General features: G+C 43.8%; 18 protein-coding genes and 2 pseudogenes. 3 read left to right on the top strand and 17 right to left on the bottom strand.

Annotation, left to right across the window (positions count from 1 at the left end):
- The first annotated feature begins 75 nt into the window (after positions 1-75).
- Positions 76-255 (top strand): hypothetical protein, encoded by a 180-nt coding sequence (locus E5Z56_RS07940; RefSeq protein ID WP_138157325.1) that lies wholly within the window; start codon positions 76-78, stop codon positions 253-255.
- Positions 256-258: 3 nt separating this feature from the next.
- Positions 259-615: a TnpV protein gene (locus E5Z56_RS07935; protein WP_138157324.1), complete on the top strand. Its 357-nt coding sequence runs from the start codon at positions 259-261 to the stop codon at positions 613-615.
- Between the two features lie 281 nt (positions 616-896).
- Here the strand turns inward: E5Z56_RS07935 and E5Z56_RS07930 are convergent, their stop codons facing one another.
- The 17 genes and pseudogenes from E5Z56_RS07930 to E5Z56_RS07845 form a co-directional block, all read right to left on the bottom strand.
- On the bottom strand, positions 897-1,682 hold the full coding sequence (locus E5Z56_RS07930; RefSeq protein ID WP_002587446.1) for an ABC transporter permease subunit: 786 nt from the start codon (positions 1,680-1,682) through the stop codon (positions 897-899).
- A 12-nt stretch (positions 1,683-1,694) separates the two neighbouring features.
- Complete coding sequence (locus E5Z56_RS07925) at positions 1,695-2,489, bottom strand: ABC transporter permease subunit (protein ID WP_138157323.1); 795 nt, start codon at positions 2,487-2,489, stop codon at positions 1,695-1,697.
- A 13-nt stretch (positions 2,490-2,502) separates the two neighbouring features.
- Entirely contained in the window at positions 2,503-3,390 is an 888-nt protein-coding gene (locus E5Z56_RS07920; RefSeq protein WP_026649870.1) for an ABC transporter ATP-binding protein, read from the bottom strand.
- Positions 3,387-4,004, bottom strand: coding sequence for a TetR/AcrR family transcriptional regulator (locus tag E5Z56_RS07915; protein ID WP_138157322.1), 618 nt, complete (start codon positions 4,002-4,004; stop codon positions 3,387-3,389). The genes E5Z56_RS07920 and E5Z56_RS07915 overlap by 4 nt, the downstream gene beginning before the upstream one ends.
- Before the next feature lie 104 nt (positions 4,005-4,108).
- Positions 4,109-4,492, bottom strand: coding sequence for a hypothetical protein (locus E5Z56_RS07910; RefSeq protein WP_232842418.1), 384 nt, complete (start codon positions 4,490-4,492; stop codon positions 4,109-4,111).
- 127 nt (positions 4,493-4,619) lie between these two features.
- Positions 4,620-5,030 carry a DegV family protein gene (locus tag E5Z56_RS07905; RefSeq protein ID WP_232842502.1) on the bottom strand — a complete coding sequence of 137 codons (411 nt, stop codon included), beginning with the start codon at positions 5,028-5,030 and terminating at the stop codon, positions 4,620-4,622.
- Positions 5,031-5,241: 211 nt separating this feature from the next.
- Positions 5,242-5,448, bottom strand: coding sequence for a helix-turn-helix domain-containing protein (locus tag E5Z56_RS07900; protein WP_138157974.1), 207 nt, complete (start codon positions 5,446-5,448; stop codon positions 5,242-5,244).
- Between the two features lie 23 nt (positions 5,449-5,471).
- Positions 5,472-5,774 carry an NBR1-Ig-like domain-containing protein gene (locus E5Z56_RS12215; RefSeq protein WP_138157321.1) on the bottom strand — a complete coding sequence of 101 codons (303 nt, stop codon included), beginning with the start codon at positions 5,772-5,774 and terminating at the stop codon, positions 5,472-5,474.
- An 8-nt stretch (positions 5,775-5,782) separates the two neighbouring features.
- A pseudogene (locus tag E5Z56_RS12330) lies at positions 5,783-5,980 on the bottom strand (class I SAM-dependent methyltransferase); the annotation flags it as partial.
- A 173-nt stretch (positions 5,981-6,153) separates the two neighbouring features.
- A complete protein-coding gene (gene tet(W), locus E5Z56_RS07885; RefSeq protein ID WP_002586627.1) occupies positions 6,154-8,073 on the bottom strand; it encodes a tetracycline resistance ribosomal protection protein Tet(W) in 1,920 nt (639 codons plus the stop codon).
- 652 nt (positions 8,074-8,725) lie between these two features.
- Positions 8,726-8,854: pseudogene (locus E5Z56_RS07875) on the bottom strand (Maff2 family mobile element protein); the annotation flags it as partial.
- 202 nt (positions 8,855-9,056) lie between these two features.
- Positions 9,057-9,911 (bottom strand): CPBP family intramembrane glutamic endopeptidase, encoded by an 855-nt coding sequence (locus E5Z56_RS07870; protein WP_138157320.1) that lies wholly within the window; start codon positions 9,909-9,911, stop codon positions 9,057-9,059.
- A 28-nt stretch (positions 9,912-9,939) separates the two neighbouring features.
- The gene (locus E5Z56_RS07865; protein ID WP_138157319.1) at positions 9,940-10,128 is read right to left on the bottom strand and encodes a cytochrome C; all 189 of its coding nucleotides are present in this window, start codon (positions 10,126-10,128) and stop codon (positions 9,940-9,942) included.
- Between the two features lie 57 nt (positions 10,129-10,185).
- Positions 10,186-10,881 carry an N-6 DNA methylase gene (locus E5Z56_RS07860; protein WP_232842417.1) on the bottom strand — a complete coding sequence of 232 codons (696 nt, stop codon included), beginning with the start codon at positions 10,879-10,881 and terminating at the stop codon, positions 10,186-10,188.
- A 15-nt stretch (positions 10,882-10,896) separates the two neighbouring features.
- Positions 10,897-12,678, bottom strand: a complete 1,782-nt coding sequence (locus E5Z56_RS07855; protein WP_138157318.1) for a GmrSD restriction endonuclease domain-containing protein — start codon at positions 12,676-12,678, stop codon at positions 10,897-10,899.
- 155 nt (positions 12,679-12,833) lie between these two features.
- The gene (locus E5Z56_RS07850; protein ID WP_138157317.1) at positions 12,834-13,712 is read right to left on the bottom strand and encodes a hypothetical protein; all 879 of its coding nucleotides are present in this window, start codon (positions 13,710-13,712) and stop codon (positions 12,834-12,836) included.
- The gene (locus E5Z56_RS07845; RefSeq protein WP_138157316.1) at positions 13,709-14,845 is read right to left on the bottom strand and encodes a DUF6076 domain-containing protein; all 1,137 of its coding nucleotides are present in this window, start codon (positions 14,843-14,845) and stop codon (positions 13,709-13,711) included. The genes E5Z56_RS07850 and E5Z56_RS07845 overlap by 4 nt, the downstream gene beginning before the upstream one ends.
- A 272-nt stretch (positions 14,846-15,117) precedes the next feature.
- Here E5Z56_RS07845 and E5Z56_RS07840 point away from each other — a divergent pair, with 272 nt between their 5' ends.
- Positions 15,118-15,354 (top strand): cysteine-rich VLP protein, encoded by a 237-nt coding sequence (locus tag E5Z56_RS07840; RefSeq protein ID WP_138157315.1) that lies wholly within the window; start codon positions 15,118-15,120, stop codon positions 15,352-15,354.
- Positions 15,355-15,358: the final 4 nt, after the last annotated feature.

Below are 15,358 nucleotides of genomic sequence, written 5' to 3'. Positions count from 1 at the left end.
CGCTCGCACATTTGTGATTTATTCAATTTCTTCCTATAATACGAATGTAAAATTCAAGTCAAGGAGGAATCTGCAATGAAAAATCCAAAGTATCACATTTACTTAACGCCTGATGAGCGGCGCACGGTTATCAACAGCCTGATTGATTTGAGGAATGATCTCATTTCACGGGGCAAGTACACCGATCTCGTTGACGAGCTGTTAATCAAGCTCACGAAAGCCAAAGTCAAACAAATCAAGATTAAGGAGGTCTGAATTATGGCTACAAAGATTACATACACACAGCAGGGAGATTACTTGCTGCCGGATTTGAAATTGCCCGAACAGCCAAAGATTGAAATCGGGATTTGGGGCAAACGGCATTTGAGATACCTCGAAAAACATCATCCTATCATTTATACTAACCTTCTGACGAGCTGTAAGCTCACCGCCTATCTCGCCGACATTGATGAGCAGGCAGAGGATATGTTCTTTCGGTTAGTAAAACAACTTGCTAAACAAGAAGGCGTTACCGAACAGCTTAAAGCAGATAACCAAATGATGTGGGTGCAGAAAATGAATAATATTCGTAATCGGGTAACGGAGATTGTTAACAATGAATTGATTTATTCATAAATGTTATGGGCGAAGGTGATTTGTTTCATCTTCGCCCATTTTTTATATTGACTGTATATACTCCGATAGAGAATTTGCTATTTTTTCTGGATTTGAATTTGGGTATGTCTGATACACTTCACCATCGGAAGATTGCCAAATAACAATTCCGTCAATATTCAGCAGTTCTATAACATACAAGTTTTCAGATATACCCTTATAATAACATTTTTGTGCAGTAGTAATAGATACAACATTAAAGTTTTCCTGCTGACTTATAGAATATCTATGGACAATTACATTTACAACTCACGCAGTTTCCACCGCCTTGTAGAAACCATTACACACGCGCCCACAATGAGTACTGTTAAGACGATGTAGGAAAGATAGACGCCATTTAGTGCTACTTCATACACATCATAGTACCGCAGAGGGGTCAGATAATCCAAGAAACGATTCCCTGTGTACTCGGCAGTAAAGGCCAACACATAGGCGGCCAATACGAAAACCGTACCGGCGCGTACCGCGGCCTTATAAGATTTGAAAAGGCTGGCAAACAGCAGACCCAAGGCAAAAAAGAGAAGCTGGGTAAAGAACATTCCCATCGTTGTGGAAAGCACCGCTCCCGGCTGATCCAGACCGCCCAAAGGAAGAACGATCGTGAAATAATTGCACACGCCGCTGAACAGGGCGAACACCAGCAGGTTCACTGCTGAAACGATCACCTTCGCCAGAACAATGGTTTTCCGCTCCACAGGCTTTGTGAACAGGTATTCGGATGTTCCAAATTTCTTTTCCCTCGCCACACAGGACAGGCCCAGAGAGATTGCATAGGCAAAGGCCAACAGCCCCTCCCAAAAATAGATACACGCGTACCAACCAAGGGCAGTCGTGAGATCCCCTTTCACACCGAACATGATCATGATCAAGCGAGGAAATTGGCCGACTGTCCGGGCCATCTCATCCAGACTGTCCTTCAAGGATAAAAGTTCAAAATAGCAGAATCCGCACAGCAGTAACATGATCCCCAGCCAGATCAGCAGGGTCTTTCTGGTTTGGCGGAATTCGTTTTTCACCAATGTTTTCATCTTTGCACCCCCTCATGAGCGGAACTGGATGTCTTTTTTCAAAAAGACACGATAAGACAGCACCAAAAACAGGGCAAACAGCAGTACACACCATCCCAAGTAATCCAACTCATAAAAGCCAGATTTGGAAATCTCAGCCGCACTAAAGAACGAGTACGGGGACAGAAAACTAATGGCACGGTTGCTGACAATGTTGGAGAAGCTGGTGACGCAGTACTCGACAAAGACAATTAACCCGGCAGTCAAAAGTGGTCTTCGATTGCGTGAAAAAAGAATTCCTACCAAAAGCCCCATAGCTGCAAGGAACAGCGTGACCAGCATAAGGGAAAGAGCAATCAGAAAGAACTCTCCCCAGTCAATACCGGAGCGAAACAGGGCCAGCGCCAAAAAAGAGGCGAGAAGATATACCATGCTCACGACCACTACGCCGAAAAAAACCGTGAACGCCTTTGCCCAGTAAATCGTTTTTCGGGTATGGGGTTTTGTAAACAGATATTCAGAGGTTCGCTCCGAGCACTCCTTGGTGTGAATGGCGATACCGAAGTGCATCCCGAAAATACCGGACGCAATCATAAAAAAGCTGGTGAGAAACGCATAAATGCCCAACGGTGAGGTCAGATATTCCATGGACACGCCAACGCCCTTGTAAAAATCACTCGTACCCAGCGTTTCATAGAGGTCTCCGGTGGAAACATCCATAAAGCTGTAATAGGTAGGCGTCATCACAAAAACACACAGAGCCAAGGCGATGGCCCAACCCAAAATATATTTGCGGTGCCTTTTCAGTTCATATTTCAAAATGATCATGCCTGACACCTCCCTACTCGTAGTAGTGCATGAAGATCTCCTCCAGAGAGGGCTCTTCCAAAAGCACATCGTCCAAATGCAGCAGGTGAAGCTTGTCAATGATCGCCGTGATATTGCCGTTATACATAAAGGAAACAGAGGTCTTGTCCGCAGTCTCCGCATAGTTCGCAATGCCGGACAAATTAAAGAAATCGCGAGGGATAGCCTCCTTTGCACTCAGAGTGACTTTTTTATAGCCGCTCTCACGCAGTTCTTTGATGGGCTGTATGCCAATAAGATGTCCTTCTTTCAGAATGGCCACCCGGTCACACAGTTTCTGTACCTCACTCAGCACATGGGAGGAAAAAAACACGGTAGCGCCCCGGCTGTTTTCCTCCTTCAGAATATCGTAGAAAGCCTGCTGGATCAGTGGGTCTAACCCGCTGGTGGGTTCGTCCATAATGATCAGTTTGGGTGAAGTCATAATGGCAGACACGATACCCACCTTTTTCTTGTTACCCAGAGACAGGTCTTCGATTTTCCGGGTCAGATCCAGATTGAGGCGCTCAGACAGCTCATACATTTTCGTTTCGCAGTCCATGCCGTACAGGTCAGCGGTGTATTGCAGCAGTTCCCGCACCTTCATGTTTTCATAATAGCTGTTCTCGCTGGGAAGGTAGCCCACATCTCTGGCAATGACACTGGCCTTGGTCTGGCAGTCCAGACCGAAAATAGAGGCGTTGCCGCCGCTGGGATGGATCAGGCCCATCAGCGTGCGGATGGTGGTGGATTTCCCTGCACCGTTGGGGCCAATGAAGCCGAAAAACTCGCCCTCATTCACCGAGAAACTGAGGTCATTGATCCCCCGATGGGTTCCATAGTGCTTGGTCAGCTGGTTTAAGACGATTGCTTGCTCACTCATTTTTGATACTCCTCCTTATAAAAATTTTTCCGCAGAATTGCGATGTTCTCCTCAAAATCCTCCATGACAGCCTGAAAATCGAAGGCCGCCGCCCCACGGTACCGGGCCGCATAGCCCTCGGCCATCAGAAGCAGCATTTGAAAGACCGGCTGGGCATCCTCCGGGTTTTTGAATTTCAAAGCATCCTCTTCCCGCAGAACAAGATCGTTTCGGAATCCGCTGGCCTCCTCCGTCAGGATCGCTAGCGTATCTGCCACCTCGGGAGAAGTTTCCTCCCAGGCACTGGTAATAAACTGCAAGATAAAAGGCTGATTTTGGAGCCCCTCCATTTTCATGTGGCTGGATGCCAGGATTCTGTCGAACAAATCTGTTTGGGAATTGAGGGATTCCTTGTCAAATATTCCCTCTATGATTTTCTTGCAGTATTCCAGTAGGTAAATGTAGAGCTGCTTTTTACTGCCGAAATACTGAAACACAGACGCTTTGGAAATGTGTGCGGCTACCGCAATATCATTGATTGAGGCTTTTTCATAACCAAACTTGCCGAAGCACTGGAACGCCGCATTGAGAATGGTCAATCTCTTTTCTTCGGTCAGGGCCAAAAATTTGTCCAATTCATTTCCTCCTTTTTACATATTAACCGTTTCGGTTATTTAGAGTATAGCACCAATAACCGAATCGGTCAAGTATTTTGGAGTATAATTCAAAAGTTTTCTTTTTATACTGTTAGACCAACGAAGATTATTTTCAAACAATTTCTCATACTATTTTTCTCTGAAAACATTTCTACCATAGGATGATTATAGGTATGTAAATATTGAGCAGCACCAAAATGGACACATGCATACCGCTGTTCCTCCGAATATGAAGGTGGCACAACAATAATTGGTACCGCACGTTTTTGTCTCAAGATATCCAAATCGTCTTGTGGAATCACATCAGAGCAAATAGCTACGCATATATATTCTTTAAAAGACAGCATTGCGGCCGCTTGTTTAATATTATCAGCATAGTCAAATTCAATTTCAAATTCTTTCCATCGGCCAGCAGTAACCTCATATTCATTATAGGCGTATCCTACGCCCAATACATGCGGAACCATATGTTCACCTCCTACTACTTCTAGCAGACAGTTCAAAGCTGCCGAGCATAAGTTACCCGGCAGCTCTAAACAAAACTATATTTTTCTATGATGGAGAATGCTTTTTTGCGTATCTACAAATCCTCCGTCATCGATTATTTCCCCAGTAAATCAATGCCAGTGCGCCGGGACCGGTGTGTGCTCCGATGATAGGGCCAATATAAGCAATACAAATCTCAGAATCCGGGAATTGTTCCAACAACCTTTCTTTCAGCATATCTGCTGCTTCAGGGTCATCGGCATGACCTATCAGAATCGATTTACCAAGTTCAGGTTTCCAGCCCTGTTCCATTCGGGCAATCTGAGTGGTAACAGCCTTTTTTCTTCCACGAGGTTTTTCCACTGCTTGCAGCTTTCCTTCGCTGTCCACATGAAGCAACGGTTTGATCTGCAAAGCCGTTCCCATTGCGGCTGCGGCACCTGAAACCCGCCCGCCATGTTTCAAATGGGTAAAGGTATCAACCGTAAACCAATGACATACCTCTAATCGGTGTTCCATGACCCAAGAAGCCAATTCATCAATAGACAGTCCTTCCCTCTGCTTTTTCGCAGCTTGCCATCCTGTATGGCCTTACGCAAATCACCGGAATGTTCTGCCCATGTTACGGTGTTCTTGACCTGCATGAACTGTTTGATCGTATTGCGGATCTGCTTATCCAGAATTAATTGCCATAATAAGCGTATCAAATACGCTGTCCCATAAAACGGACTCAGTCCTCATTCTTATCATCATTTTTATCATCGGCAGCTCCTCCAGAGCGAATCCAGTCATCCACCTCTGATAATTTGAATTTCCAAAGCCGACCGACTTTGTATGCAGGCATATTTCGTTTGGCGATCCATGTGAGTATGGTCTCCCTACCAACCCCAAGATAAGCCTGCACCTCTTTTAATGTTGACCATTTTTCTACATTCATATCGCTCACAGTACAAACCTCCATTAACTCCCTGCTTGAAATGTAACATCAACAATAATTGTAAATTGACTGCCATGAGGGAAGCAGTTCCTTCCCTGATCATCTACCATTATCCACAGGCACTCCGATCTTTTTTCAAAACTTCGTGGATCTATGCGAACGGAAACTGTCGCAGTATGATTCGGTGGCGTGTCAGGAATGTCGATATAGTTCGTCTCTGCTCTCGGCCTGACTTCATCATGGTTTGAAAAATAGAGACGCCGCCCTGACCATGTCTGCGTACCAACGTTGTCGAATACCCATGTGTGTTCAAATACTTGATCCAAGCGGTTCGCCGTCTTTTAGCCAATTCTATCATTTTTTTGCTGTAATCAAAAGCGACAACCGAAGCGCCTCTTTGTGCAAGATACGAAGAATAATTTCCATTGCCACACGCAATATCCAAAATGTAATCCGCAGGATTAGGAGATAGAAGTTCCGTTACTTTGGGACGCACTACCTCTCTGTGAAATTCATTAGATTCGTCACCCATTGCATTATCCCAAAATTGTGCGTTCTCCTCCCAGATTTTTTTACTTTCCTCTGTTCCCATGTTCTCTCCCACTCCCCAAATTTGCTTTTTTGCTTCCATTAAATCTTCCTTACTATATTCCATTGTTACCCTCCATAACTTCTGATTGTTGCCGTCTTGACGATTATGTATCTTTACATTACCTTCTGAAACATATGGCGCACCTTGTCCAGGCGGCTGTTTGGACGGCGGGGCTGGATGACCGGCTGACCGACAGCGGCCTGATATCCTTTCAGCTCTGTAAGGCATACGCTCCGCCCGTTGGTGTAAAAGGCCAGATCAGTACGGTATGCCTGTATACAGCGGGCGGGAATCTCGCCAGTAAAGACAACTTCATCCTTTTTTACCTGGGCCGTTTCGATGGTGGCACAGTATTTCGGTGCATCATGATAAGCCCTGGAAAGGTATTCCTGGGGCGCATAGAGGATGAAGGAGAGATAAGGTTCCAGCAGCTGCGTCCCCGATTCCTTCAATGCCTGTTCCAATACAATCGGGGCCAATGAGCGGAAGTCCGCCGGCGTGCTGACCGGACTGTAATAAAGCCCGTATTCAAAGCAAATCTTACAGTCCGTTACGTTCCAGCCGAACAAGCCCTGCTCCAGCCCGTAACGGATACCATCCCTGACAGCGTTTTGAAAACTCTGGTTCAAGTATCCCAGCGAAACCCGGCTCTCGTATTGTACACCGGAGCCAAGCGAGAGTGGTGTAACAGACAGTCCTATGGATGCCCAAAACGGGTTGGGCGGCACCTCGATATGGATGGTGTGGCTGGCTGCTTTGAGCGGCCGCTCCATATAAATGACGGAGGGTTCCTTTACCACTGTTTCAAGCTTGTATTTTTCCGACAGCAAAGCGGAAACAACCTCCAACTGCACCCGGCCCAAAAAAGAAAGAATGATCTCATGGGTGATGGAATCCACTTCGCAACGCAAAAGCGGGTCAGTATCCGCAAGTTGCGTAAGAGCGTCCAGCAGCCGTTCTCTTTGCGCTGCCGTTTTCGGCGCAATCGTCGTCCGCAGCATGGGGAGGGGGTCCTCGCGCCACCTTTTACGAGGGAGCCGGGTTTGGTCCCCTAATACATCGTTTAACCTCACGCTGTCGCTGGGAAGGATAACAATTTCACCCTGATAAGCGGTGTCTGTCCGAACAATTTCCCCTTTGGATGGAATACGCATCTCTGTGATTTTCAGCTTTTCTCTCCCGGCCAGGGCCACCGTATCCCGCAGGCGCAGCGTTCCGCTGTATAACCGTAGATAGACACGCCGCTGGCCGCAATCGGTGTACTCAACCTTGAAAACGCTGCCGCATAGGGCGGCGCCCCCCTGTTCCCCAATCGGTTGGAACAGCCCTGTCACCGCATCCATCAACGGTTGAATGCCAAGGCCATTTTTGGCGCTGCCATGATAGACTGGGAACAGGGAGGCGTCTTGAACCCGCTGCTGTTCCTCCCGCGCAAGTTTTTCCCGGCTGATTGGTTCTCCTGCGATATACTTTTCCAATAATTCATCGTTATTTTCGATGACCGCATCCCATGCTTCTATGTCGGTATTTTCCTCCAGGACTATTTCCGGGGACAGCGACACCGTCTGCTTGATGATAATATCGGCGGAGAGCTTATCCCGAACAGACTGAACCACGCTCTGCAAATCAACGCCAGCCTGGTCGATCTTGTTGATAAAGATAACGGTGGGAATGTTCATTTTCCGCAGGGCATGGAACAGAATACGGGTCTGGGCCTGCACGCCATCTTTAGCGGAGATCACCAAGATGGCCCCATCTAAAACAGCCAAAGAGCGGTACACCTCCGCCAAAAAATCCATGTGGCCGGGCGTATCCACAATGTTAACTTTACATCTGTGCCACTGGAAGGAAGTGACTGCCGCTTGAATGGTAATCCCACGCTGCCGCTCCAAAAACATGGTGTCCGTCCTCGTTGTCCCTTTTTCGACGCTCCCCGGTTCTGAAATGGCTCCGCTGGCATATAGCAGGCTCTCCGTCAAGGTCGTCTTTCCAGCGTCTACATGGGCAAGAATTCCAATATTGATTATTTTCATGTGATTGTCCTCCCTTTACAGCCCCAAAGGGCATAAAAATCCCCAGCAGTAAAATACTTTTACCACTGGGGATTATAAGTTGCGGACATACACATATACAGCATACACCTGTTTGTGATTGCTGTTTTTGGGGATATGTCAAAATTGATAAGGCAAAAGTATTCTTAAATTGGGTACAAAAAACTAAGCCCCTACAAAAGGAGCTATCATAATCCTTTGTTCCCACTATTTGATTATAGTTTTATTTAAGAATACCTTGCCGCATATTTTTTACTCCTTTTCTGGATTAAATCATTGTATCACATCAGTTTTAGGAAAGCAAGTACCTAAAAGAAATTTTTCTTCCCCTTATATGTAACAATCATACCGGCTTCCTAGCGTTCAGAATGTTTTCTGCTGTCTGCTGTGGTGTTTGGTTGGAATTGTCCAACCAAAAGCCGATCCGTGGTGTTGTCTGCATTTTACTAAATACAAATTCAATGTATACAGAAAGATATAAGGAGTGGGAGGGATTCCGCCGTAGTTGGCATTGTAGGAAAATCCAAAAGTTTAGATTTTCCCACAATGCTTATCTTTTGGTCTTTGGTTCGGAATAGTGTAGTGCTGGCGGTCTATCTCTTGTTTTCGGTTGCTTGCTTCCTTACCGTACATGAGCATTGGCACCGGGGTTATCGTTGCCGTAGCCTTCGAGCAGGTTGATAGCGCCCCAGATACCGAGACCGGCACCGAGAGCGATGACGAGCGTCTGCAGTACGCCGACTGCGCTGTTGAAAAATGCCATAGACTTTTTCCTCCTTTTGGATTCCGCATTACGCGGGTGATAGGGTTGATAGAGACGAAAAAAGCCCTCCTCCCGCAGCGCATGTGCACCTATGCTGCAGGAAAAGAGCATGAAAAAAGCCGGGGACTGATTCGCGTGTCAGTTCCCGGCTATGTAATGGTCAATAATCAATTTGATGATCCCAACAAATGGGAATTTGTTATTAAATCTCACCTTTCTTCCATTTTCTCATATTCATAATTAAGACCACATCTATAATTATGAAACCGAGTCCACCGATAAAGCCCAAAAGATCTGGCCCCAAAAACATATTTGGTTTTTTAGACATAAAAAGCGTAGATGGAGCCCAACGATCCATTCCATTTATAGAGGCGTGAAACAAAACAGCAGGCCATATAGAGCGCACTTTATAGGTCAAAAATCCAGATATAATCCCCAAAACAGTACAGAAAACTGTCATTGCAAAAATACCGGCAATCGGATTATTTGTGCCGTAATTATAGCCCATTGCTATAATCGGTGCGTGCCACAGTCCCCAAATCACTCCAGTAAAAATAGATGCAGAAAGTGGAGAAAGTTTTTCTCCGATTTTTGGTAGCAGATACCCTCGCCATCCCAACTCCTCGCCAAAACATTGTATCATTCCCATAATAGGATTCACTATGATTGCAAGAGGAATCAAAATGCACAGCGTTTTCAATAATTCGCTAGTCGATATGATTGATTCCTGTATTGCAAAAGCAGATTGCAATGGCGAAAAGTCACTTCCAAAGATAAGGAAATATACCGCTGCGCCGAAATAAGCGATAAAAGGCGGAGCAAAATATGCTGTGAAATACCACTTTAAGTTTCTCCTTAAATGAGGGCGAAGCAGCATTCTTTCAAAGCCCTCATTTCTGACGACTCTGGTAATTACAGAAGCAACCGCTGGTAACAGCATCATTACCAAGAGGATAGTATCAGATTTCATAATGTAATAAATGTAGCTAAACACCCACATCGGTACGAAAGATAATATCAAAAACAAAATGATACTGTTTCTTGTCTCTTTTTCCATTATGTGTTATCACCCCGTCAATTCCGATTTAGTCAATTATACCTTCATTCCTGAACTTCGCCAGCATTTCTAACATGTGGATGCCGATCTTCTCAGGATCATTTTCATACGCCGCACAGATGAGCCGCAGGCCGTCTGGTGTAAGCACACGTCCATTGTCCCGATCCCGGCGCAGACGTTCATATTCCTCCATCTGCTTCTTTGTAATCGTTGCCATAACTACATCCCCTATATACAAAAACGCGTCGGTCTGTAAAACCGACACCCCTAACCCCTATGCGACACCCCTGAGAGGGCAATCGTTAATTTGTATCAAATTTTGCGTCTTGCTTTCATATAACGTACCGTCAAACGGTTCGATCATTGTGGCAATCAATTCAACAACATCGTGAGGTGTATAGAATTCGCCCTCTTCTTTGGTGGCATTAACGGCAAATTCTTTGAGAAAGTATTCATAACAATGACCGATAAGGTCTTTTTCCTCGCCAAATGCTTTGTGGCTGATTTTATTAACTTCATCAACAAGCTTTTTTATATCATTTGCGGCAAGATTTCTGGTTGTGAACGTTCCTTTTATAAAACATCCCTTAAGCTGCTTGTCGCTGTCAGACAAAACTTTCAGTGCGTTATCCAATACTTTGTTCAGCTGTGGAGCAGGCGTATTGATAATGGTCGCCCACTGTGCGTCTTTTGGTAGGTTATAGGTTCCGTCGGTAAATGTCGGGTCATCAAAAAATGCCGCTTTGATATCTTCATCTTCAGGATCAAGTCCCTGTGCTATTAAATCCTGTCGAAGCCTTTCAATTCCGTCCTCATACTTTTCTCCGATAAAACGCAGGAATACCAGCGTCAGCATCATATCACGCTTCTCAAAGAAAGAACCGGAGTTGCGCGCATTACGAAGAATATCACGACACTTAAACAGTATCGCATCCAAATTCAGTTTTTCTTCTGCTTTTTTTCGTGCCATAATATGACCTCCGATTTATTTACACAGTTCTTTGAAAGCACGTTTTACTACAGCTGACATAAGCTGTCTGCGCACTGCTAAAAACTCGTTATATTCCATATTTTCAAAGTTTTCCGGCAAAGCGTGCTCTTCACAAGCTTTCTTATATCCGTCTTCACCCAGTTTGTTTCTGTAATCACTCACATACTCAATCGGCGGCTTATCGGAAATATCAATGTTTGTAGCATAGTCCAGATAAGTAAAGTTTGCCAACTGGTTGCGTTCACGATCGCTGGTAAAGCCAATATTTGTAAGATAATGCTTGGGGAAAATATGGTGCTTATCTATGGCGTTTTTAGTTCCGCTTGCACCAAGAATAAAATATTTTGAAATAGGAGTATTGCTAAACAGCATATTGGAATTCAGTACAATTTGAGAGGCAATATATCCATTCCAAGAAGGAGAAATGCTTGCCGCTGTATTCAATTCATTTGGAAGAGTGTATTCAAAATAGTCATCGGTGAATCGTGTTGCAATTACTCCGTCAATATATTTGATAAACTCATCTGCATTATTAACGGTTCTCAAATCAGCAAACTGACGTTCCACTTCACTTTCGGTTGAACCTGTATAGAAATAAGTGATAGCACTCATAAAGAACCATTTACTAATTATCTTTTTCAGATTCATCGCATCCAACTTGTAATCGTACTTAGCAATAAGAAACAGAACATAGCTAAATACAACTGCGTTTGCCGATGCAATCAATTTATTGCTAATATATCCCGCTTCAGCGATAATGTTGATAAAAGCGTGCCAGTTATTTAAGTTCATAACTCGATTAAGAGCTTCCTTAAATTTGTCAAGATTCGCTTGGCGTTCTTCATCGGAAAATACACCGGTTTCTAAGTTCTTACCACGCAAAAGCATATAAGCGTATCTTAACCTTGCTCGTCTGAAACCTACACCAACAGCCATTCTAATTAAGTGAGAAGGTTCAACTGCTAAGATATTATTGTAAGATGTATTATCAGCAGGAATACGGGATTTCTCACAAAAATCATTGATTTGATCGCTGGTTTCGTTTTCGTAAACAGAGATAAGAGTTTGAATAAAATTGTTCTCTGTCAAACTTTGTCCGCCGGAGTTGACACGAACAAATATATCCGCAACATCTTCTTCATCTGCATTGTAGTTTATCTCTAATGTTGGCAAAGAATATTGCGACAGATTCAAAAGCTCATTAATGTTCTGCTCAACTGACTCTTCTTCTTCGTCCGTTAACTCAGGTAAATTCTTTTTTGTTCTGCCTTCGTTAGCTTCTTTGATGAATTTTTTGCGAAGTGAAATTACAGAATGGTTTTTATCTGCTATAAATACATCTGATATTTTAGACAACCACTCAGTATCACGCTCGTAAGCAGAAGACCATACAGCAAATTCCTTTGTCAAGGGATTATAGGAGATTTTGATTTCACGTTCTTTGAAATTCTTATCTTTTACCTTAACGCCATACATAGCGGCTACTAATGCCGTTAATCTTTGCTGCCCGTCAATAACTAATTCTTTCGGTTCGTCATAGGTTTTTTCATTAGAACCGATTCCGCTTTTCTTCGTTTCATAATTATTTGGAGATTCCCACAGCATAATATAGCCGATAGGATATCCTTTTATCATAGAGTCAAGTAACTCTCTAACTTTATTATCTCTCCAAACAAAAGGGCGTTGAAGGTCAGGCAGACCGATTCTGCCTGTCATAACATCATTTATGATGTCTCCGACTTTGCTTGGAACATTTTTGAAAAGAGTAGATGCCATAATAATTCTCCTATTTCGATACAAATGCATATAATTAGTAATATTATACCATATAAATTTTTTCAAAACAACATTTTCGTTGCTTTTTGTTGTGGTAAAAAGGTGTTTTGGCGATAATTTGTCAAAAAATGATATGGGGATTATTGCTCGCTTTTCTATATCTTCTTACGAAGCTTTATTATTGCATTACCACAAACCCTCTTCGCAGTATCCGCATCACTAAACCCGTGATCGGTGGCGATGTCGGTATAGGGCAGCGGTTTGATTGGCTTTTCTTTTGGCTTATCGTTTTCGTCCAAATCGGTTTTGTCAGCGTAGCGAGTGCTGAAACACTCCGGGCAAAAGCCGAGGTGTTGGGCGAGCATTATTTTCTCTGTATATTCCAAGCTGTCATAGGCTTCGTTAAGTTTATCATAAAGCTCCTGCTTGAAATAGATATTTTCGGGATTGAGCGAGGAATCCGGCAGAAGAAAGTCGGTCGTTCCTGTGTCGTCCTCATCGTTACTCTGAATATCTACATAGTTTTCAGTAAGAATACCGCCCTCAATGATGGACTTTGTTTTCTCATAGCTTTCACCGATTTGCGTTGCGACTTGCGAAATGGTTTCCTCCGTAAACTCACCACCTGAATGATTGAAAATATCCATCACTTTACGTAGCCGGGCGTATTCAAATTCGCTCTGCACGGAATAGCCTGTCCGCATTGTGCGGATATAGTTATGCACCTCACGCTCCATATACCTCTGAGCATATGGTAGAAACGGAGCTATGGTAATATCGTATTTCATCAGAGCCTTACATAAGCCTGTTACAAGGCTTTGCTTTATATCGGCAAAGTGTTCTTCCATTGAATATTTATTCCTAAAGGACTTCGCCTTTTCATTTAGCGTCGGCTCGTAATAGTGTAGGAACCAATAGAAATATTTGTCGTCGCCGGATTGAACATACAGCCGAATATACTCCTGCAAGTCCCGTTGAGGCGGTGGCGGAGTAATGCGGTATATTTCAAATTCTTTTTTCTCGATATGGCTCACTTTTGCTTGATTCTCCTGTCCGTTTCTTTGTACAAATTCTCACGCTTCATATCAATTTTGAATTGACCGTTAGCGTAACTGTCATCATACTTCGCCTTTTGCCAATACTCTTTCGCAATCTTCAGCGCCATTGCAGCAAACTCTGCTGTGATGGTGCTTCTTTTTTGTTCCACACGAATCGCAGAACAGCGGCTTTTGTAAATAGGATTGATAGGATTGCCTTCGGAAAGTTCCTTTTCCTTCATCCTCGCCGCATATTTTCGGCAAGTAATGGGCTTGCCTTTCAGTGTGTATGGGGCGTTTCCATTGCAATACACTTGCCGCCGTGCAGAAGTCATCAGGAAATATCGCTTGCAGATTGGACACCTTCTCGGATAATGACCGTAGCGCAAGCCCTCGAAGAAATCCGTCAGAACAAAGCTGTAGTAATTATCAAAAAACATCCTTCTCGCCGTAACCATCGTTTTGCTTTTAGCTGTCTTTCGCATTGCGACGTACTCGGATGTTACATCAAGCTTTTCGTTGCCGAATATGTCCAGCGCAATCGGTAATAGGTGTGCCTCATCGAAGCGTTCCGCTTCATCAAGCCTGTCGCAGAACTCGGTTAAGCCCTCAAATGCTTCCCTCATATCGTTGCTGATACGATCATAGAAAGTCAGCGTTGTTATCATATCATTAAGTAGGTTGTCCGCTGTTTTTTGCTGAACTTTATCTATTTCAATCGGGAGCAAATCCAAAGCAGATTCATTGATTCCCATCGCTAATATTTGAGCCTTTGCATTGAAATACTCTCGGATAAAGCTTGCGTTATCCTCTGTAAAAAGTTCAGATATTCTAATACGCTCTGCTTCAACATCCAGCTTAGTGAACGGTTGCAGCTTGGGCAAGGTTTTTAAGATTTGTTGGATCTCCCACCCGGAGCGTAAAACATCATTGTTATCAAGATAACCGACAGAGATTGTATCGTATAAATGCCAGCTGTATTGTTTGTATACAGCCAACCGAGCCGCCGTATCATCATTATAATATTGATTCAAAAGGTGTGTAGCGAACGTACCAGCAGGGTAAGTTTTGTTGCCGATCCGTATTCTTCCGTCACGAAAATCGGCGCTGAAAAAACTGATTTTTTCCATAATCAACACCTCCTCACTATCAAGTCTATCAAAACAGGTGTCCCATAAAACGCCCTTTGCTCCGATTTTGAAAATTTTTTTGAAATTTATGTTTTCCAAATTATAAAAATATCGGCTCGAATTCTGATTGTTCAGTATTCAAGCCGTTTTTTAATGTTTTCTTTTTGATTTTCACTATGTTTTCTTAAAACCCTAAGTTTTCGGATTTTCGTGTATTTAATACAGTAGAGGGACGAAAAGCCCTCAATAATACACGAAAGGAGGTACAAGCTATGGTACTGAAAATTACCGAAGAGCTGTCCGACAGAGTAAACCGCATTGTTCGTCATTCGTGCTGCAACTGCATTGATGACAACTGCCTGTTGCTCGACGACGGCGAAGAACACAGCTGTGTGCAGCTGATCAGTAAGTATGGCATATACTGCAACTATCTTTTGAAATGTGTATTGCCTGCTTTCCCAAAACTCTATGGCGACATACTCGCCTACAACGAAAAACTGAAAGGATGATTAT

The sequence above is a fragment of the Ruminococcus bovis genome (assembly GCF_005601135.1).
In the GTDB taxonomy this organism is placed as follows: Bacteria; Bacillota; Clostridia; order Oscillospirales; family Acutalibacteraceae; genus Ruminococcoides; species Ruminococcoides bovis.
Note: the sequence above shows the minus strand (reverse complement) of the source record. Positions and strands in the feature narration are given on the sequence as shown.